We start from the raw sequence: 21415 nt of genomic DNA, 5'->3' as shown, positions 1-21415 counted from the left end.
CGCACCCACGCTACTCGGCGCGGGCGGCGTATGCAGGGGAACTCCTTATTGATTTTGATTTTCACCTGCACAATGGCAGGATCGACCCATGCGGAAGCCCCATCACCTGCTCGGCAGCCTGCTCCTCACCTCGGTCCTCCTCCTGGCCGGGTGTGGCGGGGGCAGCGCCGACCCCGGAAAGGCCCAGCCTGGTCAGCTGAAGGTCGTGGTCGCGTTCTATCCCTTCCAGTACGCCGCCGAGCGGGTCGGTGGGGCGTCCGCCAAGGTGACCAATCTGACCCAGCCCGGCTCCGAGCCGCACGACCTCGAGCTCACCCCGCGGCAGGTCGCCTCGCTGAGTGATGCCGACGTCGTTGTCTATCAGAAGGGATTCCAGCCGGCGGTGGACAGGGCGATCGAGCAGGCCCGGCCGAAGCGCGCCCTCGATTTGGCCACCGTGGTCACCCTCGCCCCCCAGGCAGGCGGCGATGACGGCCACGGGCATGACCACGGCCACGGGGAGGCCAACGACCCGCACGCCTGGCTGGACCCCACCAACATGGTCAAGATCAGCCAGGCCGTCAGCAGGGAGCTGAGCGCCGCCAAACCCGAACAGGGCACGACGTTCGCGCAGAACGCGCAGACCGTCGAGACAGAGTTGACCAACCTGGACCGGGAATTCCAGACCGGGTTGGCGAACTGCAGGCGCAAGGAGTTCATCACCTCCCACGCGGCTTTCGGCTACCTCGCCAACCGCTACCGGCTGACCCAGATCGGCATCCGCGACCTCAGCCCCGACGAGGAACCGTCGCCGGCCAGGGTGGCCAGCGTGCAGCAGGAGGCCCGGCAGCACGGGGTGACGACCATCTTCTACGAAACGCTGGTCTCCCCCGAGGTCGCCAAGGCGGTGGCCGGCGACCTCGGCCTCAAGGTCGACGTGCTGGATCCGCTGGAAGGGCTGACCAAGGATTCCCGCGGCACCAACTACATTGAGGTGATGAAATCGAATCTCAACTCCCTCAAGGCTGCGAACGAGTGCAACTGACCCGCGAGACCCGACCGACTTCACCCACCGAGGTGGTCACCCTGACCGACCTCCGCGTCAGCCTGGGCGGCGTGGCGGTGGTGTCGTCGGTCTCGGGACAGCTGTACGCCGGCGAGGCGGTGGCGCTGATGGGCGCCAACGGGTCCGGCAAGACCACCCTGGTCCGGGCGCTGCTCGGCCTGGTCCCCCACCGCGGCCAGATCTCGCTGTTCGGTACGCCGCAGCAGCGGTTCCGCGACTGGGCCAAGGTCGGCTACGTGCCGCAGCGGTCCGCCACCTCACTGCAGGGAGCCACCGTCCGCGAGGTCGTCGCGTCGGGACGACTCGCGCAACGTCGCCCCCTGCTGCCCGCTCGGGCCCGTGATCGCCGGCTGGTGCAGCAGTGCATCGAGCGGGTCGGGCTCGGCGACCAGGCCGGGCTGGAGCTGGGCGAGCTCTCCGGCGGCCAGCAGCAGCGGGCGCTGATCGCGCGGGCACTGGCCAGCGAACCGCGGTTGATGGTGCTCGACGAGCCGATGGCCGGGGTCGACCTACCCACCCAGGCCGAGCTCACCGGCGTACTTGACGGGCTGAAGCGACAGGGGATGGCCATGCTGGTCGTGCTGCACGACCTCGGGCCGCTGGATCGGATGATGGACCGGGCGTGGGTGCTGCGCAACGGGCGGCTGGTGCACGACGGTGCGCCGCGGTCGGCGGGGCACGATCACCACGATCCGCACTGTGAGGAACCGGGCCGCGAACCCGAGCTGTCCCTGGTGGACGGTGCAGTGGAGCGGGAGTGGCAGCGGTGATCGAACTCCTCGGCTATGACTTCATGCAGCGGGCGCTGATCGCGGCGCTGCTCACCGGACTGATGGCCCCGGCGATCGGCACCTACATCGTGCAGCGACGGCTCAGCCTGCTCGGCGACGGCCTCGGACACGTCGCCATCGCGGGCGTGGGGCTGGCACTGATGACCGGCAGTGCCCCCACCCCGGTCGCGGTCGTGGTCGCCGTGCTCGGTGCGATCGCCGTGGAACTGCTGCGCCAGCAGGGAAAAGCGACCGGAGACGTGGGTCTGGCCATCCTGTTCTACGGGGGCCTCGCCTCCGGGGTGCTGATGGCCGGGGTTGCCGGCCAGGGCGCCGGGGCGCTGGCGCAGTACCTGTTCGGGTCACTGACCACGGTGTCCTCGGCCGACGTGTGGTTCGTCGCGGCGCTGGCGGTGGTGGTGCTCAGCTGCGCGGTGGGGTTGGCGCCGCAACTGTTCGCCGTGACCGCCGATGAGGACTTCGCCCGCACCCAGGGGCTGCGGGTCCAGGCGTACAACCTGTTGATCGTGGTGCTGGCCGCGGTCACCGTGACGATCTCGATGCGCACGGTGGGACTGCTGCTGGTCAGCGCGCTGATGGTGGTCCCGGTCGCCGCCGCCAGCAACCTGGTGCGCGGGTTCGCCGCCGCGCTCGGCGCGTCGATGGTGATCGGGGTGGTCGTCTCGGTCAGCGGTGCCGCCGGGTCGTTCTATCTCGACGTGGCGCCGGGTGCGTTGATCGTGGTGCTCGCCATCAGCGTGTTCGTGCTGTCGTGGCCGCTGACCCGGCTGCGCCAGCGGCGTACCCGACCCACCGTCACGACGGAACCCGGTCTGCACAGCCCCGCCGAATCTGTTGCCCAGGAAGGATCTGCGCGATGAACGCACCCGCGATCGACCCCTGCGTCGGAACCCCGGCACCGGCCCAGCCCGGACAGCGCAAGACGCGCCAGCGGGCCGCCATCGCCGCCCTGCTGGCCGAGGTCGAGGACTTCCGCACCGCCCAGCAGACCCACGACCTGCTGCGCGCCGCCGGCGAATCCGTCGGACTGACCACGGTCTATCGGACGCTGCAGGCGATGGCCGACAGCGGCGAACTGGATGTGATCCGGGTCAACGGCGAGCAGGCGTACCGACGCTGCGAATCCACCGAGCACCATCACCACCTGGTGTGCCGACGCTGCGGCCGGGCCGTGGAGATCTCCGGCCCGACGGTGGAGCGCTGGGCCAGCAAGGTGGCCGCCGAGCACTCCTACCGCGACGTCGGTCACGAGCTGGAGCTGTTCGGGCTCTGCGCCAACTGCCCCGACTGACCCGCTCAGCCACTCAGGGCTTGGCCCGGGCGGACCGCTCGCCCCCGGGACGGAGCGTGGCGAACTGATCGGTCACCCGCAGCCGGGACTCGGTGAACCGGAACAGCCCCGCCGGCCGGCCGCCCCCGCGCCCCTGCTGGGTGCGCTGCTCCCCGGTCGACTCCAGCTGACCGCGTCGCAGCAGGATCCGCTGCAGGTTGGTGACCGACACCTTGCGATCGAGAGCGGCGGCGTACATGTCCCTCAGCTCGGCCAGGGTGAACCGCTGCGGGGCGAGCGCGAAGGCGATGTTGGTGTAGGACAGTTTCGATCGCAGCCGGCGTACGCCGTCGCGCACCACCTCCGCGTGGTCGAAGGCGATCTCCGGCAGCGCGTCCACCGGATGCCAACCGACTCGGGGCGGCAATTCCGGCTCGCTGGTCCACGGCACCAGCCCGAGGTAGGCCGTCGCGATCGTGCGCTGCTTGGGATCGCGCCCGACCTCTCCCCGGGTCTCCAGCTGCTCCAGGTGGGCCAGCTCGCGGACCTGCATCAGGGCTGCCAGGTGTCGGCGCACCGACTCCCCCAACGATTCCCCCGCTCCCACCGGGCCGCTCGGCAGCGCCCAGGCACCGGCGAACGGATCGCGATGACGCTGCTTCAGCAGCACCTGCAGGCGCGGTTCCTGCTGGTCGAGGCCGCGCACCTGCAGCACCACGGCGAGGGCTTCGTGCCGGAACCGATCCACCTGCGCGTCCACGATCCGAACCCTAGCGCTTGCATTTTCCGCCTAATAGTCGCAAACTGGTTTTCGTCCGACAGTCGAAAAGGAGCGATGATGACCACCACCCAGCTCGACACCGATCGGTTCAGCACCGATGACGAATGGCGCCATTGGGACGCCACCCAGCTGCGGGACTGGCAGGAGCGGGTACGCCGACTCGCGGACGAGCAGGACGCGGTGATCCTGGCGCACAACTACCAGCTGCCGGCGATCCAGGACGTGGCCCACCACGTCGGCGACTCGCTCGCGCTGTCCCGGATCGCAGCTGCCGCCCCGCAGCGCACCATCGTCTTCGCCGGGGTCCACTTCATGGCCGAGACCGCCAAGCTCCTCTCCCCCGACAAGCGCGTGCTGATCCCGGACGCCACCGCGGGGTGCTCCCTGGCGGACACCATCGATGCCGCACAGCTGCGGGCGTGGAAGGCCGAGCACCCGGGCGCGGTGGTGGTCTCCTATGTCAACACGACCGCCGCGGTGAAGGCGGAGACCGACATCTGCTGCACCTCGTCCAACGCGGTCGACGTGGTCCGCTCGATCCCCACGGACACCGAGATCCTGTTCTGCCCCGACCAGTTCCTGGGCGCCCACGTGCGCCGAGTCACCGGACGGGACAACATCCGGGTCTGGCTCGGTGAGTGCCACGTGCACGCCGACATCTCACCCGCCGACCTGGAACAGACGGTGCGGGCCAACCCCGGTGCCGAGCTCTATGTCCACCCCGAGTGCGGGTGCACCACCAGCGCCCTCTGGCTGGCCGGGCGCGGTGAGCTGCCGGCCGAGCGCACCCACGTGCTGTCCACCGGTGGCATGCTCCACCAGGCCCGCACCACCCGCGCCGGCACGGTACTGGTGGCGACCGAGATCGGCATGCTGCACCAGCTCCGAAAGGTCAACCAGCACACGGATTTCCGGCCCGTCAACCCGCGCGCCGCCTGCCCGTTCATGCAGCAGATCACCCCACCCAAGGTGCTGCGCAGCCTGCTCGAGGGCACCGACGAGGTCGTCGTCGACCCCGACCTCGCCGCCCGGGCCCGGCGTGCGGTGGAGCGGATGGTCGCCATCGGCCGGCCCGCCGGCGGGGAGTGAGGCCACGATGAGGATCGCAGCGGAACTCCCCACCACCGCACCGGCCTGGCGCCGCCGCACCGCGGTCGTCGTCGTCGGCAGCGGCGCCGCCGGACTGGCCGCCAGCGCGCGGCTGGCCGCGGCGGGGATCCCGACCGAGCTGGTCACCCGGGCGGCGGTCACCGACTCGGCCACCGCATGGGCCCAGGGCGGGCTGGCCGCGGTCTGGTCGGTCGACGACAACCCCGAGCTGCACCTCTCCGACACCCTCACCGCCGGGGCCGGTCTGTGCGACCCGCGGGCCGTCGCCGAGCTGGTCGACCAGGCTCCGGCGGCGATCCGCCGGCTGATCGCACTCGGTGCGCAGTTCGACCGCACCCCCGACGGTGCCCTCGACCTGCACCTCGAGGGCGGACACCACGCCCGGCGGATTCTGCACGCCGGCGGAGATTCGAGCGGGGCCGAGGTCGAGCGGGCGCTGGTCGCGACGGTGGCGGCCGCCTGGTCTGGCCCCGATCCGGTGGTGCGGTTGTCCACGGGCACCCGGCTGGTCGACCTGCTGACCGACGCCGCGGGGGCGTGCTGCGGCGTACGGGTGCTGGACGCCGACGGCAGGGTCGGGGAGCTGCTGGCCGGGGCCGTCGTGCTGGCCGCCGGTGGAGTCGGTCAGGCCTGGGGGTTGACCACGAACCCGGCCGTGGCGACCGGTGACGGACTGGTCGCCGCCCTGCGCGCCGGGGCCGTGCTGCGCGACCTCGAGTTCGTCCAGTTCCACCCCACCCTGCTGGTGGTGCCGCCCGGCCATGGCCGACCGGGCGACCGGGGCGTACTCGTCTCCGAAGCCGTCCGCGGCGAGGGAGCCCGCCTGCTCGACCTCGCCGGAAACCCCGTGATGGAAGGAATCCATCCGCTGGGTGACCTGGCCCCGCGCGATGTGGTCGCCGCCGCCATGCAGGCCCGGATGGCGAGCACCGGCAGCGACGGGTGCCTGCTGGACGCCACCGGGTTCGGCGAACGCCGCTGGCGCGATCACTTCCCGGCGATCCTGGCGATGTGCCGCGAGCGCGGCGTGGATCCGGTGAACGAGCCGATCCCGGTGCGCCCCGGCGCCCACTACCTGTGCGGCGGGGTGGCCGCCGATCTCGACGGACGGACCTCGCTGCCCGGGCTGTACGCGGTCGGCGAGGTGGCCGGCACCGGCGTTCAGGGAGCCAACCGGCTCGCCTCCAACTCGGTCACCGAGGCCCTGGTCGCCGGTGATCGGGTGGGCAGACTGCTGGTCGGCGACCGGTTCGCCCTGGGCACCGGCTCGACCCCGGTCCCCCGCCGGCAGGGCGTGGCGATGTCGCCCGCGACCACGGCGCCTCTGCGTCGGCTGATGGACACCGAGGTGGGCGTACGCCGCAGCGGACCGGGCCTGGCGCGGGCGCTGAGCGCCCTGCGCCGACTGCCCACCCGCCCCGGCCCCGTCGACGACCAGTCACTGACCGCGACCAACCTGCAGGTGCTGGCCACCCTCGTCGCGACCGCGGCGCTGCGGCGTACCGAGTCGCGCGGTTGCCACCGCCGGGCCGACCACCCCGAACCCGACGCGCGCTGGCTCGGCCGCAGCACGCTGTCCCTGGACGCCGACGGATCCCTCGCCATCGGATGGGAACCGATCACCACCGATCTGAAGGAGTACGCCGCATGAACACCCTGCCCGAGCAGGTCACCGACGCGCTGACCGCGGCGGGGCTCCCCGTCGACCACGTGCTGGAGGTGGCGGGGCGGACCCTCGCCGAGGACCTCGGTTGGGGCCCCGACGTCACCTCGCTGGCGACCCTTCCGCAGGACGCGGCGGGGACCGCCGACGTGGTGGCCCGTCGGCCCGGCTGTCTGGCCGGGGTACCGGTCGCGGCCGCGGTGGCGTACACCCTCGCCGAGCAGCAGGGCGTGCGGGTGGAGGTGCAACTGGTCGCCCACGACGGCGACCGGGTCCGGCCCGGTGACGTGGCACTCACCCTGACCGGGCCGCTGCGCTGCCTGCTCACCGCCGAACGCAGCCTGCTCAACCTGTTCGGCCAGCTGTCCGGGGTGGCGACGGCGACCGCCGCCTGGTCCGATGCGCTGAGTGGTACCGGGACCCGGGTCCGGGACACCCGGAAAACCGTGCCAGGGTTGCGAATCCTGCAGAAGTACGCGGTCCGTTGCGGCGGTGGGGTGAACCACCGGATGGGCCTCGGTGACGCGGCGCTGGTCAAGGACAACCACGTCGCCGCCGCCGGGTCGGTGGCGGCCGCCTTCGCGGCGGTCCGCCGGTACGCCCCAGCGGTCCCGGTGGAGGTGGAGTGCGACACCCTGGGCCAGGTCCGCGAGGCGATCGAGGCCGGCGCCGACCTGGTGCTGCTGGACAACATGAGCCCGGTGGAGCTGACCGAGGCCGTGGCGCTGTGCCGACCCGCCGGCGTACGCACCGAGGCGAGCGGGGGGCTCAGCCTTTCGGACGCGGCCGCGGTCGGCGCCAGCGGGGTCGACTTCGTCGCGGTGGGCGCGCTCACCCACTCCGCGCCGGTGCTCGACCTGGGCCTGGACCTGAGGACCGGGCCCGTCTGATCACTGGGCCCGGCTCAGCTGCCGGGCGAGGTCGGTGCCGCGGGCCCACAGCTGCTGCAGTCGCTCGCCGAGCTGCTGCTCGGTGTCCCACAGCTCGACCAGCTCGTCCTCCTGCCCGTTCAACGTGGCCAGATAGCGCTGGTAGAGCTGGGAACTGTGGTCGAGGCTGTTCAGGTTGCCGCGGATCCGCTCCTGATCGTCGCTGATGCGTCCCCGGTGGCGCTGCACCTCGGCCAGCTCCTGCTCGACCGTGGTCCGCTGGGCCGCCACCTGGGCCAGATCGGTCAGCACGCCACGTTGCTGCTCGGTCAGCTCGCCGTGATCCAGGCAGAGCCGCAGCTGCACCCCGGGCGCCGAGGCGACCGCCACGTCCCGGTGCTGCACCGTGCGGACGGCGATCTCCAGGCTGACCCGCTCCCCCGCCTCACCGGTGACCTGCACCGGGATCGACTCGGGGTCATCCCCGCCGGATTCTCCCCGGCGCCCACGCAGGAACACCCCGAAACGGCGCTGACCTCCCTCACGCAGCGGCTCCGGGCCGACACTCAGCAGCTCGGCTCCCGGGACGTCCGGGACGATCAGCATCACGAGTCGGTCGGTCGCCGCCGTGGAGTCGAGCTCGAACACCAGGGCCGCGGTCTGGGTCGTGGTGGTGCGCACCATGCCGTCCACCAGGGCGGTCTCGTTGCGTCGCTGCACCGGCCGGTCGTCGCCCTGGTGCACGGTGACCGCCAGGTCGCGGGCGTGGGTGAGCACCTGCTGGTCACCGGGCAGGAAATCCTGCAACTCTGCGGTTCCGGCGTACCCGCCGTCGAAGACGGTGACCGGCCCGGCGGCCAACTGCAGTTCGGACTCGTTGCGCAGCAGCAATCCACGCATCGGGTGGTCGGCGTCCACCGTGGGATCGAGGACCGACAGCCGGGCGGCCGGGAAGCGTTCGGCCAGGATGGGGATCATCGCCGAGGAATAGCGGGGGATGCTGACCGGCTCGCGCACCGTGTACGCCACCTCCAGCCCCACCTGCGCGGCGTCCGCCTCGGGGCGGACGTCGGCTGACAGCTCCTGCCCCCAGCCGCCGCCCACCCGCTGGGGCGCCGCGAAGGCGGGCGCGGCGAGATCGGCCGAGCTCATCCACTCCCCCTGCACCGCCGCCGGGGCGGGGGCCGCCATGGCGCGCGCGGCTCGCTGCCGATAGGCGGTCGGCACCACGTTCTCGGTGACGGCTGGGTCGACCCGGGGACGGTCGACGTGACGCGGCTCGGCCAGGTTGGTGGTGAACGACATCGGCTGTCCGGCCACCACCGAGACGCTGACCTCGGTCAGGTCGGTGCTGGTCGGGTTGTCCACGATCGCCCAGCCCTGCAGGTCGGCGTACCCGTCGTCGGTCAGACTGAGTCGATAGGCGGTCTTCCACACCGGCATCGGGCGCACGTAGGCCAGACTGACCCGGCGCTCGCTGGTGCCGCGGAATTGGACCACCACCTCGCGCTCGTCGCGGGAACGGTGGACGGCCACGGCCGCCAGCGCGGCGTCGAGGTCGGCCTGCACCTGTTCGTCGTCGAAGCGGATGGAACGCAGGTCACCCAGCGCGAGCCGGCGCAACCCGCTGGCGGTGCTCAGCCCGAGGAAGGTCTGTTCGGGACCTCGAGGGTCGGTCACCGTGTCCACGCCGATGATCCGGCCGCTCAGCTGTTCGGTGGAGGTGACCGTGACCGCCTCGCCCCGGGCCTGGCGGAGCACCTGACCGAGCGTGTCGGCGTGGGTCAGGTCCAGGGAATAGCTGGCCAGAATCCGCTCCAGCGGATCCTTGGCCGGGAATCGCACCTGCGGAGCGGACCCCTCCGGGTCGGCCACCAGCAGGCTCTGCAGCAGGTCGTCGATGGCCTCGGGGGCGACCTGCAGGCGTACCTCCCGGTCACCGGAAATCGTTCCCTCGTGGGTGAACTGGCCGACCCCGTTGCGGAACACGGTGACGGCGGTGACGCGCAGCGGCTGATCCGAGTCGGGGTGGTTGTCGATGGGACGCGGTTGTTCCATGCGGTCCAGTGAAGCACTGGGCCGTCTCAGTCAACGTCCGCCTCGGGGTGGTCGGGTTCAGCCGAGGCCGTTGGCGGGGGTGTCCGCGGGCTTCTCGCGGGCGATCAGCCACGCCTGCCAGAAGGGGCCGAGATCGGTCCGGGTCCGGCGCTGGGCACGCTGCTGCCAGTCGGCCACACCACGAGAGCCCGGCTCGGTCGCCCACTCCCGGCCAAGGGCGAAGAACTGCTCGTCCCCGAGCACGTTGCGCAGCGCCTGCAGCGACATCGGACCGCGGAGATAGACCGCACCGAACAGCTCGTTCGGACCCGGGTTGCCGATCGGCACCTGCCAGACCCGGTCGGGCGCGGAACGATAGGCGCTGCGGAGCTTGTCCCTAGCTGGCGTTCCGCCGTGTCGCTCGGCCACCGCCCACTCGCTGAAGGAGGCGTACGCCTCGTTCATGTAGATGTCGTTCCAGCCCCGCACGGTCACGTTGTTGCCGAACCACATGTGCGCCAACTCGTGGGTGAGCAGCCGATCCGGATCTCTGGCCAGCGCCTCGGCCTGATAGACGGGCCGGGTCTGGTTCTCCAGCGCACCCCAGGTGACCCTGGTCGAGGTGGCCACGCCGCCGAGCTCGCTGAACGGGTAGGGGCCCCAGATCTCCTCGAGACGGCGGACCGTTTCGGGGGTACGCCGCAGCGCGGCCTCGCAGCCGGCGGCGAGCGGGCCGTTGAGCTGCTTGCTGATGGCGTACACGTGGGGGCGGCCGTCGCTCTGGCCCTCGATCACGGTGAACGGCCCGATGGCGAGGAAGTTCAGATAGGTCGCCATCGGCTGGGTGCTGCGCCAGTGCCAGGTGTCGTGGTCGGGTTCGTTCGCCTCATCCCGGCTGACCAGGGCGCCGACGCTTATCGCCTGCAGGTCCTGGGGGACGCGGGCGATCACCTCCATGGTGGCCGGGTCGCTGGGGTGGTCGTTGCTGGGAAACCACAGCGGGGCACCGAACGGCTCGTCGGCGAACAGCAGCTCGCGGTCCTGCTGCCAGACGGTTCCCCTGGTCCGTTTGCCGGCCTCCCTGGGGTTGCCGCCGTAGCGGACCTCGACCCGGAACTCCTGTCCCTGTTGCAGGTTCTTGGCCGCCGTCAGGCTCAGGTCGGTGCCCTGCTGCTGGTGCTGCACAACGGCGCCGTCGAGGCGTACCTCCTGCACCGGCAGAGCGAGATCGAGATGGAATCGGCCCAGGATGCGAGTGGCGACCGCAGTCATGGTGGTGACCCCGTCCAGGCGCTCCGCCGCCTCGTCCCAACTGACCTCGATCCGATAGCCGCGGGCGTCATAGCCGCCCCCACCCGCCTCCGGGAAATAGGGGTCGCCCACCCCGTCGCCGCCGTCGGCCGCGATCCCGGGCGGGGTGAGCGGCCCGAGCGGAATCAGCCCCGGACGCAGCAGCAGGAACGCCACCAGACCGAGCACGAGCAGCGCGGTCAGCCCGCCGACGAACCAGGGCCAGCGCGGACCACCACCGCTGCTCGGGGGCCGGAAATCGGGTCGCTGTTGCTGGAAACCGAGGGGCTGGGGCGGCGGGAACTGTTGTGGAGGTGGGAAATTCTGGTGTGGCGGATAGTGCTGCGGGGGGCCGGGGTGCGGCGGTCGGTCACCGTTCCACATGGGCCAGGGACCTCAATCCGCGTTCCAGGTGCCAGGTGGCGAAGGCCGCGACCAGGCCGCTGCCCTCGCGGATCACCTCGGGGGTCGCCTCACGGGTGGCCGGCCAGTCGCCGGTGAGCAGGGCGGTCAGATAGCGGATGGTGTCCGGGCGCGGGTGGGCCGAGCCCGGGGGGCGACAGCCGGCGCACACCATGCCCCCGGCCGAGGGCGAGAACGCGCGGTGCGGACCCGAGCGCCCACAGCGGGCGCAGTCGGTGAAGCTGGGCGCATAGCCGGCGACCGCCAGGGAGCGCAGCAGATAGGAGTCGAGCACCACGACCGGCGGACGGTGCCCGTCGCTGGTGCCCTCGCCGAGCACGCGCAGCGCCCCGACCAGCAGCTGGTACTGCTGGATGGCCGGCTCCCGCTCCTCCACCACCAGCCGATCGGCGGTCTCCAGCATCACCTGACCGGCGGTGTACCCGGCGAAGTCGGTCGCCAACGGTCGTCCGAACGCGTGCAGCGATTCGACCTGGGTGACGATGTCGAGGCTGCGACCGGTGACGAACTGGATGTCGATGTGGCTGAACGGCTCCAGTCGGGCGCCGAACTTCGACGACGTACGCCGCACCCCCCGCGCCGCCGCGCGCACCTTGCCGTTGTTGCGCGAGAGCAGCGTGATGATGCGGTCCGCCTCCCCCAGCTTGTGGGTGCGCAGGACCACCGCAGTGTCTCGGTACGTCGGCACCCTGCGATTCTCCCCCACCGCGCAATCGGCGTACGCCCACCACGCCCGCGCTCACCCAACTTGTCAGGGGTGTGCCCGGAGATTCCACAGTGGCGGCAGGGCCACTGTGCACAACTGCTGACACGTCGTTGGCTATTCGTTGTCCCCGGCGGTGGCAGCGGTGCCGTCGGCAGGGCTTTGCGGGGAATCCCCGGCGTCGCCCCACATCCATTTTGCGACCTCGGGGATGTCCTCGCCGTGCTCCCGGGTGTACGCCCGGGCGTCCAGTCGGGCGTCCTGCATCTGCTGGCGCAACCCGGCATACCTCGTGGCCAGCCCCGGTACCCGGTCGATCACGTCAATCACCAGGTGATAGCGGTCCAGATCGTTCAGCATCACCATGTCGAACGGCGTGGTGGTGGTGCCCTCCTCCTTGTAACCGCGGACGTGCAGGTTTCCGTGACCCGCCCGCCGATAGGTCAGCCGGTGGATCAGCCACGGATAGCCGTGATAGGCGAAGATGATGGGCCGGTCGGCGGTGAACAGGGTGTCGAAGTCGCGATTGCTCAGACCGTGCGGGTGCTCCTTCTCGTCCTGCAGCCGCATCAGGTCCACCACGTTCACCACCCGCACCTTCAGGTCCGGGATGTGCTCACGCAGGATCGACGCGGCCGCCAACACCTCCAGGGTGGGCACGTCACCGGCGCAGCCGAGCACCACGTCGGGATCGGTGCCCGCTTCCTCGGTGCCGGCCCAGTCCCAGATGCCCAGTCCCCGCGTACAGTGCTTGATCGCCTCGTCCATCGGCAGCCAGCTCGGGGTCGGCTGTTTGCCCGCCACCACCACGTTGACGTACTGCCGCGAGCGCAGCACGTGGTCCCAGGTCGACAGCAGCGTGTTGGTGTCCAGCGGCAGGTAGACCCGGATGATGTCGGCCTTCTTGTTCACCACGTGATCGATGAACCCCGGATCCTGGTGCGAGAACCCGTTGTGGTCCTGGCGCCACACGTGCGAGGACAGCAGGTAGTTCAGCGATGCGAGTGGGCGACGCCACTCGATGTGGTTGGTCACCTTCAACCATTTCGCGTGCTGGTTGAACATCGAGTCGACGATGTGGATGAACGCCTCATAGGAGTTCATCATCCCGTGCCGCCCGGTGAGCAGATAACCCTCCAACCAGCCCTGGCACTGGTGCTCCGACAGCATCTCCATCACCCGACCGGCCCGCGCCAGATGATCCTCCTCGTCGACCGGCAGATATTCCGCGCCCCACTGCTTGTCGGTCGCCTCATAGACCGCCTGCAACCGGTTCGACGCCGTCTCGTCGGGACCGAAGATCCGGAAGTTGTCCGGGTTGCGGCGGATCACCTCGGTCAGATATTTGCCGAGGGTGCGGGTGGCCTCCCCCATCGGCAGCCCTCGATCCTCGACCTCGACAGCGAAGTCGCGGAAGTCCGGCAGCCGCAGGTTCTGCAGCAGTACGCCCCCGTTGGTGTGCGGGTTGGCCCCCATCCGCAGCGTCCCCTCCGGCGCCAACGAGTCGATCGACGCGGTCGGTACGCCGGAGTCGTCGAACAGTTCCTCAGCCCGATAGGACTCCAACCACTCGCGCAGGTCCTGCAGGTGTTCCGGGGTGTCCCGGGCGTTCGACAGCGGCACCTGGTGGGAGCGCCAGAAGCCCTCGGTCACCTTCCCGTCGATCGTCTTCGGACCGGTCCAGCCCTTCGGCGTACGGAACACGATCATCGGCCAGGCCGGCCGCTCCTGGTCCCCGGTCGCCTTGATGTCGGCGATGTGGTCCAGCACCTCGTCCAGCAGCCCCGCAAACCGCTGATGCGCCTCGGCGTGATCGGTGCCGTCGGTGGTGAACAGATACGGCGTGTGGCCGTATCCCTTCATCAGGTCGACCAGCTCATTCTCCGGGATCCGCGCCAGCACGGTCGGGTTGGCGATCTTGTACCCGTTCAGGTGCAGCACCGGCAGCACCACCCCGTCGTGCACCGGATTGAGGAACTTGTTGGAGTGCCAGGAGGTGGCCAGCGGACCGGTCTCCGCCTCGCCGTCGCCGACCACGGCGAAGGCCAGCAGGTCCGGGTTGTCGAACACGGCCCCGTACGCGTGGGAGAGGGCGTACCCGAGCTCACCGCCCTCGTGGATCGATCCGGGGGTCTCCGGTGCCACGTGCGAGGGAATCCCTCCGGGGAAGGAGAATTGCCGAAAGAGCCGCCGCATCCCGTCGGCGTCGCGGGTGATGTCGTGGTAGGTCTCGCTGTAGCTTCCCTCGAGCCAGGTGTTCGCGACCAGACCCGGCCCGCCGTGCCCGGGCCCGGTCAGATAGAACGCGTTCAGCGAGCGCTCGATGATGGCGCGATTCAGGTGGGCGTAGAGAAAATTCAACCCGGGGGTGGTGCCCCAGTGCCCGAGCAGCCGCGGTTTCACGTGCTCCGGCGCCAACTCGGTCTGCAGCAGGGGGTTGTCCAGCAGATAGATCTGTCCCACCGACAAATAATTGGCGGCTCGCCACCAGTGGTCGATCGCGGTCAGCTGCTGCTCGCTGACGGGGTCCTCGGTGACCGCGTCGCGGCGGGTCCAGGCGTTGCGCGTGGGGTTGGGTGTGGGTTCGGTCATGGTCGCTCCCGGGATCAGGATTGTAAGTCCGTGCCTTCCCCCCAACCTAGTACCCACGCCCGAAGCGGCCGTGGCGGCCCCAGCCTCGGCTCAGAGCCGGCGAGGTCGCAGCCGCGGCAGCACGTGCTGCTCGACCAGCCGGAGCAGATCCGCAATCGGGCGCACGCCGCCGCCCACCACCGCGGCCACCGGTGACAGCAGCCCGTGGCGCTGCATCGGCGCCCCGATCCTGGCCATCACCCGGAGCAGGGCGGGCACCGGACGACCGATCATCGTGATCCGGCACACCTCGCCGTCCGCGATGCGGAGCAGCTGGCACTCCTCGAACCGGATCCCGTCGAGCCTCCCGGTGATGAAGAAGGCCCCGGTCTCCTCATCGGCCAGCACGGTGTGCACCCGGATGTCGCGAAACAGCTCGAACGCGGCGGCGTACACCGCCAGGACCGACCGACGCCCCTCGAACACGAAGGCGTCGGTGATCGGGGAATCGAGGACGCAGTCCTCGCTCAGCAACTCGCCGATGGCGGCGAGATCTGCACGCTGATCCGCGGCGGCAAACCGGTGGGTGACGGTGTCGGTCTGCAACTCCATGGCTCCATTATGCGCCTCGCCCGCTCGGCTAGGCTCGTCGGGTGAGCCCGAAACCATCCTCCCGACCCGCCCGGCGGCAGCCGACGCCCCATCCGTCGGGGGCCCTCCCGCCACAATTGCCGGCCGAGCTGGTGCCGAACCACGTGGCGATCGTGATGGACGGCAACGGGCGGTGGGCGAAGGCACGCAACCTGCCCCGGACCAGGGGTCACGAGGCCGGTGAGGCGGTGCTGTTCGACGTGATCGAGGGGGCGATCGAGATCGGCGTACGCCACCTGTCGGTGTACGCGTTCTCCACCGAGAACTGGCGGCGCTCCCCCGACGAGGTGAGGTTCCTGATGGGGTTCAACCGCGACGTGATCCACCGGCGCCGTGACGAGCTGGACGACCTCGGCGTACGCGTCCGTTGGGCCGGTCGCCGCCCGCGCCTGTGGGGGTCGGTGATCAAGGAACTCGAGGTCGCCGAGGAACAGAGCAAACACAACACCACGCTCACCCTGCAGTTCTGCGTCAACTATGGCGGCCGCGCCGAGATCGTGGACGCCGCCCGGCAGGTCGCCGAGCTGGCCAGGCAGGGAAAACTGGACCCCGCCCGGCTCACCGAGGATCGCTTCCGGCAGTTTCTCGACGAGCCGGGGATCCCCGATGTCGACCTGTTCGTCCGCTCCTCGGGTGAGCAGCGGTTCTCGAATTTCCTGCTCTGGCAGTCGGCTTACGCCGAGATGGTCTTCTCCGACACCCTGTGGCCCGACTGGGATCGGCGCAACCTGTGGCAGGCGATCGAGACCTTTGCCCGGCGCGATCGCCGCTATGGCGGAGCCCTGCCCAACCAGGTCTCCTGATTCACTACGCTGGTCGTCCACTTCGAGCCACCGGAGAGATGCAATGACGCAACACGACAGCAAATACGTCCTGGCCATCGATCAGGGCACCACGAGCACCCGGGCGATCGTGTTCGACCACAACGGATCGATCGTCTCCACCGGGCAGCTGGAGCACCGGCAGTTGTTCCCCCGCGCCGGGTGGGTGGAGCACGATCCGGAGGAGATCTGGCGCAATGCTCGCGAAGTGGTGGCACTGGCACTGTCGCGAGCCAGCCTGAACGCCGACAATCTGGCGGCGGTCGGCATCACCAACCAGCGGGAGACCACCGTGGTCTGGGACCGCAAGACCGGTGAGCCGGTCTACAACGCGATCGTCTGGCAGGACACGCGCACCAGCGCGATCTGCCGTGAGCTCGCTGGCGACGAGGGAGCCGACCGGTTCAAGGACATCTGCGGGCTGCCCCTGGCCACCTACTTCTGCGGGCCGAAGGTGAAATGGATCCTGGACAACGTCCACGGCGCCCGGGAACGTGCCGAAGCCGGCGACCTCGCTCTCGGCACCATCGACAGCTGGCTGATGTGGCATCTCACCGGCGGCACGGACGGCGGCGTCCATGTGACCGACGTGACCAATGCCTCGCGGACCATGCTGATGGATCTGAAATCCCTGCAGTGGGACGAATCCGTGGCCGAGGCGATGGGCATCCCGTTGTCGATGCTGCCGGAGATCCGTTCCTCGGCTGAGGAGTACGGCGTCGGCCGCAAGGGTGGATTCCTCACCAACGTACCGCTCGCGGGCATCCTGGGTGACCAGCAGGCGGCCACCTTCGGCCAGGCCTGTTTCGAGGTCGGCACGGCCAAGAACACCTACGGCACGGGGTGCTTCCTGATCCTCAACACTGGCAACGAAATCGTCCGCTCCGAGAACGGGCTGCTGACCACGCTCTGTTACCAGATCGGCGACTCCGACCCCGTGTACGCCCTGGAGGGATCGATCGCGGTGGCGGGTTCGCTGGTGCAGTGGTTGCGCGACAATCTCAACCTGTTCAGCGATACGAGCCAGGTCGAGTCGTTGGCCCGCGGTGTGGAGGACAATGGCGGTGCCTACATCGTGCCCGCCTTCTCCGGCCTGTTCGCCCCGCACTGGCGCGACGATGCCCGCGGCGCGATCGTCGGGTTGACCCGGTTCGTGAACTCGGGACACCTGGCCCGCGCCGCACTGGAGGCGACGGCGTACCAGACCCGCGAGGTGGTCGAGGCGATGCAGGCCGATTCCGGCACCGATCTGGCCGAGCTCAAGGTGGACGGCGGAATGACCGCGAACGAGCTGCTGATGCAGTTCCAGGCCGACCAACTCGGCGTACCCGTGATCCGCCCGAAGGTGATCGAGACGACCGCACTCGGCGCCGCGTACGCCGCGGGTATCGCGGTCGGATTCTGGTCCGAGCAGGACGTGGTGGACAACTGGGCCGAGGGGCGCCGTTGGGATCCGGAGATGCCCGACGAGGAGCGCGAACGCCTGTTCCGCCAGTGGAACAAAGCGGTCGAGCGCACCCTCGACTGGGTGGACGAGGACACCAACTAGACCTTGGCGACCGGCCAGCACGAGTCAGCCCATGGTGCGCTGACCGTCGATCTCCTCCCGGATGATGTCGGCATGGCCGGCGTGCTGTGAGATCTCGGCGAGCATGTGGATCGCGACCCGGCGTACCGACCAGCTGACGCCCGGCTCGAACCAGGGCGCCTCGGGCAGCGGATGGGTCGAGTCCAGGTCCGCGGTACGCAAGATCTCGGCCGTCGTACGACCCACCGCGAGCACCCGTTCCCGCAGTACTGGCAGGGTTTCCGACTCCTCGAGCACGAAACGGGGGTCCTCGAGGTCGGCCGATTCCGCGGACTTGGCCTCGACCCGGTCCCAGTCGACGTCCTCGTTGTACACCTGTTGAAACGCGTTCGCGCCCTCGACCGCGAAGTGCATCCACTGTTCCTCGGTGTCGGCGACGTGCTTGAGCAGCGCAGCCACGGTCAGCTTGCTGACCGTGCTGCGGCTGCGTGCCTGTTCCTCACTTAGCCCCTCGGCCGTCTGCAGCAGGAAGCCGCGGTGCCGGGCCAGCGTCTCGACCAGTTCTTCGATTTCGCTCATGTCACCAGTCTCGATGACAATGAGGACAGATCACGTCCTCAGGTCCACTTCCTGCAGGGCGAGGAGCCGGCGTACGCCTCAGCCGGCCCGGTTCACCGCCGCGCAGACCGCCTTGAGCGAGGCGTTGATGATGTTGGCGTCGACACCGACCCCCCACACCACCTCGGCCTCGTCCCCCTCGCCGACCTCACACTCGACGTACGCCGCCGCCTGGGCGTCGCCGCCGGACGAGAGCGCGTGCTCGCTGTAGTCCAGCACGCGCACGTCGAAGCCGAGGGAGGAGATGGCGTCCACGAAGGCGGAAACCGGCCCGTTTCCTTCACCGGCGACGTTCTGCTCCTTGTCCCGAACGACGACGGCCGCCTCGATATGGGTCTGGCCGTTGTTCTCCGAGCGCACCCGCTCCAGCCGCAGCGGCCCGGGCTTGTTCAGATACTCGGACTGGAAGATGTTCCAGATCACCTCGCCGGGCACCTCGCCGCCCTCGGTGTCGGTGTGCGCCTGCACCACCCGGGCGAACTCGATCTGCAGCCGGCGCGGAAGGTCCATCCGATACTCGGACTTCATGATGTAGGCCATCCCGCCCTTCCCGGACTGGGAATTCACCCGGATCACGGCCTCGTAGGTGCGGCCCACGTCGTGCGGGTCGATCGGCAGATAGGGGGCCTCCCAGTCGATCTCGTGCATCGACTTGCCGAGCGCCTTCGCCTTGTTCTCCAGCGCTTCCAGGCCCTTCTTGATCGCGTCCTGGTGCGAGCCGGAGAAGGCGGTGTAGACGAGGTCGCCGGCGTACGGGTGCCTCGGGTGCACCGGCAGGTTGGTGCAATATTCCACGGTGCGACGGATCTCGTCGATGTCGGAGAAGTCGATCTTCGGGTCGATGCCTTGGCTGAACAGGTTCATCCCCAGGGTGACCAGGTCGACGTTGCCGGTCCGCTCGCCGTGCCCGAACAGGCAGCCCTCGACCCGGTCGGCGCCGGCCATCATCGCCAGCTCGGAGGCGGCGACGGCGGTGCCGCGATCATTGTGCGGGTGCAGCGAGACGCACACGTTCTCCCGATCGCGCACGTTGCGGATGAAGTACTCGATCTGATCGGCGTAAGTGTTCGGGGTGGACATCTCCACGGTGGCCGGCAGGTTGAAGATGATCTCCCGGTCGGCGTCTGGCTGCCACACGTCGGAGACCGCGTTGCACACCTCGATCGCATAGTCGGTCGGGGTCTGGGTGAAGATCTCCGGGGAGTACTCGTAACCGAACTCGACGTCGTTCAGATACTCCTCGGCATATTTCATCACCATCTCGGTGCCGCGGCGGGCCAGCGCGATGCACTCGGCCTCGTCGATGTTGAACACCACGCGACGGAACAGTTCGGCGGTCGCGTTGTAGAGATGGATAGTGGCCCGGTGAGCGCCGACCAGCGACTGGGCGGTGCGCTCGATCAGGTCTTCGCGGGCCTGGGTGAGCACCGAGATGTGCACGTCTTCGGGGATCGCGTCGGACTCGATCAGTTGGCGGACGAAGTCGAAGTCGGTCTGCGACGCCGACGGGAAACCGACCTCGATCTCCTTGTAGCCCATCCGCACCAGCATGTCGAACATGCGCCTCTTGCGGGCCGGGGTCATCGGGTCGATCAGCGCCTGGTTGCCGTCGCGCAGGTCGGTGGACAGCCAGCGCGGAGCCTCGGTGACCTTGCGGGTCGGCCAGGTGCGATCCGGTACGTCGACGGGCTGGAAGGCGTGATAGCGCCCGAACGGCATCGGACTGGGCTGCTGGACCGGCTTGGACTTGGGCTGGGTTCCTTGGGTGTTGCTCATGGGTTCTGATTCCTCGCTAGTTGGTGGAGTCGGCGGGAGGCGCACGGAACTCCGCAGCGAGGAGGCCACCCCTAGAGGACCTCGCTGCGGCACCGGAGGAGGAGAACCTGCCAAGCCACGGCAGCACTCTAACCGATCTGGCCGCGACGGGCGATCAGCGGGTCCGCACCGCGGACCACAGCCCCTGACACAGCAGTACGCCTCCGCCGGCCATTCCGGCGACCAGTCCGGTCCAGCCGCGCAACGGGGTGAACGCCAGCAGCAGGCCAGCCAGTCCGCAGCCGAGCACCAATATCCCAGCGTTTGCCGCTGCCGTTGAGATCCAGCGCTCACCCAGCCGCCACACGAGAAGCCCCAACAGCACGACGGCGATCGCCACCTGCGCCTGGGGCGGGGCGCCCAACTGCCCGGTGCCGGTGATGGCGAGCACCAGCAGCACCGCAGCCGACGCCATCAGCACCCAGTCGATCGGGCGCGCCCGGCGCGGGTCGGGCGTACGCTGCCCCAGCAGCAGGGCCCCGAGAACCGCGCCGAACCAGACCAGGAAACCGATCACCCGAATCAGGTTGCTCGTCTGACTGGTCAGCGGCCAACCGAGGGTCGCCTGCAGCAGCGCCAGCCCCAGCGAGGCCGGCAGCACGGCTCTCAGCAGCACGATCCGGGTCATCGGATCCACTGTAGGCGGCTCCCCAGAACCCCCTCAGCCCAGCAGCACCGAGTAGGCCATCCGGATGTGATCCTCCACCAGATCGGCGGCCCGCTCGCCGTCACCGGCGGCGATGGCGTTGAAGATCTGCTGATGATGCCGCTCCAGGTCGGCTCGCAGCGCCCCCCAGTCGGGCAACCGCCGTGACGAATCGAGGATGGGGAGGCGTACCGACTCCCGCACGGCGACGCACAGGTCCGAGATCAGCCCCATCCCCCCGGCTCGGGCGATCATCACGTGGAAGTCGTTGTCCAGGGTGTTGAACTCCTCCAGCTCGATGTCGGGGCGCCGCATCTGTGCCAGCAGGTCCTCGAGCTGGGCCAACTCCTCCGCTGCGGCCTGCCGGGCGGCCAGCGCGACCGCGGAGCGTTCCAGCCCGACGCGCAGTTCGATCACCTCGTCGATCGGAAACTGGGCCAGCGCGACCTGCAGCCGCAGCAGCCGGGTCAGGGCGCGGGAGCGTTCGTTGGTCACCCGGGTGCCACTGGCGGGACCGACGCCGACCCCGGACGTCAGCACCCCCTGGGCCTCCAGCGCCCGGATCGCCTCACGGGCCGCCGGGCGGCTCACCGACAATTCGGCGGCCAACTCGCGCTCCGGGGGCAGTTGCGCCCCGACCTGGAGCCTGCCGGAGAGGATCTCATCCTCGATGTGGCGCAGCACCACTTCGTACGCCTTGCGCCCACCTCGGGCGTCGGGCAGAGGCGACGGGTCGCTCACCGCGGCCGACACGGGCACCTCCTTGATCCACCCACCCTTGAT

The 21415-nt window shown here is 69.7% G+C and carries 19 protein-coding genes; 9 read left to right on the top strand and 10 right to left on the bottom strand.

Going from position 1 to position 21415, the window contains the following annotated elements; genetic code table 11:
- Positions 1–88 precede the first annotated feature (88 nt).
- From CGZ93_RS16825 to CGZ93_RS16810, 4 genes are read left to right on the top strand one after another with little or no spacing between them, the layout of a single operon-like run.
- Positions 89–1024 (top strand): metal ABC transporter substrate-binding protein, encoded by a 936-nt coding sequence (locus tag CGZ93_RS16825; protein WP_094365309.1) that lies wholly within the window; start codon positions 89–91, stop codon positions 1022–1024.
- The gene (locus CGZ93_RS16820; RefSeq protein ID WP_229117546.1) at positions 1015–1815 is read left to right on the top strand and encodes a metal ABC transporter ATP-binding protein; all 801 of its coding nucleotides are present in this window, start codon (positions 1015–1017) and stop codon (positions 1813–1815) included. Before CGZ93_RS16825 ends, CGZ93_RS16820 begins: the two co-directional genes overlap by 10 nt.
- On the top strand, positions 1803–2696 hold the full coding sequence (locus CGZ93_RS16815; protein WP_407643955.1) for a metal ABC transporter permease: 894 nt from the start codon (positions 1803–1805) through the stop codon (positions 2694–2696). The genes CGZ93_RS16820 and CGZ93_RS16815 overlap by 13 nt, the downstream gene beginning before the upstream one ends.
- The gene (locus CGZ93_RS16810; protein ID WP_094365308.1) at positions 2693–3127 is read left to right on the top strand and encodes a Fur family transcriptional regulator; all 435 of its coding nucleotides are present in this window, start codon (positions 2693–2695) and stop codon (positions 3125–3127) included. Before CGZ93_RS16815 ends, CGZ93_RS16810 begins: the two co-directional genes overlap by 4 nt.
- A gap of 13 nt (positions 3128–3140) precedes the next feature.
- Here the strand turns inward: CGZ93_RS16810 and CGZ93_RS16805 are convergent, their stop codons facing one another.
- Positions 3141–3866: an NUDIX hydrolase gene (locus CGZ93_RS16805; RefSeq protein ID WP_229117545.1), complete on the bottom strand. Its 726-nt coding sequence runs from the start codon at positions 3864–3866 to the stop codon at positions 3141–3143.
- Positions 3867–3944: 78 nt separating this feature from the next.
- Here CGZ93_RS16805 and nadA point away from each other — a divergent pair, with 78 nt between their 5' ends.
- The 3 genes from nadA to nadC are packed head-to-tail and all read left to right on the top strand — an operon-like array spanning position 3945 to position 7550.
- Entirely contained in the window at positions 3945–4976 is a 1032-nt protein-coding gene (nadA, locus tag CGZ93_RS16800; protein ID WP_094365307.1) for a quinolinate synthase NadA, read from the top strand.
- Positions 4977–4983: 7 nt separating this feature from the next.
- Positions 4984–6648: an L-aspartate oxidase gene (gene nadB / locus CGZ93_RS16795; protein ID WP_094365306.1), complete on the top strand. Its 1665-nt coding sequence runs from the start codon at positions 4984–4986 to the stop codon at positions 6646–6648.
- Positions 6645–7550 carry a carboxylating nicotinate-nucleotide diphosphorylase gene (gene nadC / locus CGZ93_RS16790; protein WP_094365305.1) on the top strand — a complete coding sequence of 302 codons (906 nt, stop codon included), beginning with the start codon at positions 6645–6647 and terminating at the stop codon, positions 7548–7550. Before nadB ends, nadC begins: the two co-directional genes overlap by 4 nt.
- Here the strand turns inward: nadC and CGZ93_RS16785 are convergent, their stop codons facing one another.
- From CGZ93_RS16785 to CGZ93_RS16765, 5 genes are all read right to left on the bottom strand, one after another.
- Positions 7551–9587 carry a hypothetical protein gene (locus tag CGZ93_RS16785; protein ID WP_094365304.1) on the bottom strand — a complete coding sequence of 679 codons (2037 nt, stop codon included), beginning with the start codon at positions 9585–9587 and terminating at the stop codon, positions 7551–7553.
- A gap of 57 nt (positions 9588–9644) precedes the next feature.
- The gene (locus CGZ93_RS16780) at positions 9645–11240 is read right to left on the bottom strand and encodes a M1 family metallopeptidase (protein ID WP_094365303.1); all 1596 of its coding nucleotides are present in this window, start codon (positions 11238–11240) and stop codon (positions 9645–9647) included.
- A complete protein-coding gene (gene recO, locus CGZ93_RS16775) occupies positions 11227–11967 on the bottom strand; it encodes a DNA repair protein RecO (protein ID WP_094365302.1) in 741 nt (246 codons plus the stop codon). The genes CGZ93_RS16780 and recO overlap by 14 nt, the downstream gene beginning before the upstream one ends.
- A gap of 132 nt (positions 11968–12099) precedes the next feature.
- Positions 12100–14574, bottom strand: a complete 2475-nt coding sequence (locus tag CGZ93_RS16770) for a phosphoketolase family protein (protein WP_094365301.1) — start codon at positions 14572–14574, stop codon at positions 12100–12102.
- Positions 14575–14664: 90 nt separating this feature from the next.
- Complete coding sequence (locus CGZ93_RS16765; protein ID WP_176451816.1) at positions 14665–15165, bottom strand: nuclear transport factor 2 family protein; 501 nt, start codon at positions 15163–15165, stop codon at positions 14665–14667.
- Positions 15166–15206: 41 nt separating this feature from the next.
- On the opposite strand from CGZ93_RS16765, the gene CGZ93_RS16760 reads away from it, so the two are divergent.
- Positions 15207–16007: an isoprenyl transferase gene (locus CGZ93_RS16760; RefSeq protein WP_094365299.1), complete on the top strand. Its 801-nt coding sequence runs from the start codon at positions 15207–15209 to the stop codon at positions 16005–16007.
- A gap of 43 nt (positions 16008–16050) precedes the next feature.
- On the top strand, positions 16051–17574 hold the full coding sequence (gene glpK, locus CGZ93_RS16755; RefSeq protein WP_094365298.1) for a glycerol kinase GlpK: 1524 nt from the start codon (positions 16051–16053) through the stop codon (positions 17572–17574).
- A 24-nt stretch (positions 17575–17598) separates the two neighbouring features.
- Here the strand turns inward: glpK and CGZ93_RS16750 are convergent, their stop codons facing one another.
- From CGZ93_RS16750 to CGZ93_RS16735, 4 genes are all read right to left on the bottom strand, one after another.
- Entirely contained in the window at positions 17599–18132 is a 534-nt protein-coding gene (locus tag CGZ93_RS16750; RefSeq protein WP_094365297.1) for a DinB family protein, read from the bottom strand.
- A 78-nt stretch (positions 18133–18210) separates the two neighbouring features.
- Entirely contained in the window at positions 18211–19947 is a 1737-nt protein-coding gene (gene leuA, locus CGZ93_RS16745; protein ID WP_094365296.1) for a 2-isopropylmalate synthase, read from the bottom strand.
- A 154-nt stretch (positions 19948–20101) separates the two neighbouring features.
- Complete coding sequence (locus CGZ93_RS16740) at positions 20102–20614, bottom strand: hypothetical protein (RefSeq protein WP_094365295.1); 513 nt, start codon at positions 20612–20614, stop codon at positions 20102–20104.
- 33 nt (positions 20615–20647) lie between these two features.
- Complete coding sequence (locus CGZ93_RS16735; RefSeq protein ID WP_229117544.1) at positions 20648–21385, bottom strand: FadR/GntR family transcriptional regulator; 738 nt, start codon at positions 21383–21385, stop codon at positions 20648–20650.
- Positions 21386–21415: the final 30 nt, after the last annotated feature.

Source organism: Enemella dayhoffiae, assembly GCF_002250625.1.
Taxonomy (GTDB): domain Bacteria; phylum Actinomycetota; class Actinomycetes; order Propionibacteriales; family Propionibacteriaceae; genus Enemella; species Enemella dayhoffiae.
Note: the sequence above shows the minus strand (reverse complement) of the source record. Positions and strands in the feature narration are given on the sequence as shown.

What these genes read in the sequence shown, in the direction of transcription:
- CGZ93_RS16825 (WP_094365309.1), top strand. Translation starts at nt 89, where the DNA reads ATGCGGAAGCCCCATCACCTGCTCGGCAGCCTGCTCCTCACCTCGGTC.
- glpK (WP_094365298.1), top strand. Translation starts at nt 16,051, where the DNA reads ATGACGCAACACGACAGCAAATACGTCCTGGCCATCGATCAGGGCACC.
- leuA (WP_094365296.1), bottom strand. Translation starts at nt 19,947, where the DNA reads ATGAGCAACACCCAAGGAACCCAGCCCAAGTCCAAGCCGGTCCAGCAG.
- CGZ93_RS16765 (WP_176451816.1), bottom strand. Translation starts at nt 15,165, where the DNA reads ATGGAGTTGCAGACCGACACCGTCACCCACCGGTTTGCCGCCGCGGAT.
- CGZ93_RS16770 (WP_094365301.1), bottom strand. Translation starts at nt 14,574, where the DNA reads ATGACCGAACCCACACCCAACCCCACGCGCAACGCCTGGACCCGCCGC.
- nadA (WP_094365307.1), top strand. Translation starts at nt 3,945, where the DNA reads ATGACCACCACCCAGCTCGACACCGATCGGTTCAGCACCGATGACGAA.
- CGZ93_RS16750 (WP_094365297.1), bottom strand. Translation starts at nt 18,132, where the DNA reads ATGAGCGAAATCGAAGAACTGGTCGAGACGCTGGCCCGGCACCGCGGC.
- CGZ93_RS16780 (WP_094365303.1), bottom strand. Translation starts at nt 11,240, where the DNA reads ATGTGGAACGGTGACCGACCGCCGCACCCCGGCCCCCCGCAGCACTAT.
- CGZ93_RS16810 (WP_094365308.1), top strand. Translation starts at nt 2,693, where the DNA reads ATGAACGCACCCGCGATCGACCCCTGCGTCGGAACCCCGGCACCGGCC.
- nadB (WP_094365306.1), top strand. Translation starts at nt 4,984, where the DNA reads ATGAGGATCGCAGCGGAACTCCCCACCACCGCACCGGCCTGGCGCCGC.
- nadC (WP_094365305.1), top strand. Translation starts at nt 6,645, where the DNA reads ATGAACACCCTGCCCGAGCAGGTCACCGACGCGCTGACCGCGGCGGGG.
- CGZ93_RS16785 (WP_094365304.1), bottom strand. Translation starts at nt 9,587, where the DNA reads ATGGAACAACCGCGTCCCATCGACAACCACCCCGACTCGGATCAGCCG.
- CGZ93_RS16740 (WP_094365295.1), bottom strand. Translation starts at nt 20,614, where the DNA reads ATGACCCGGATCGTGCTGCTGAGAGCCGTGCTGCCGGCCTCGCTGGGG.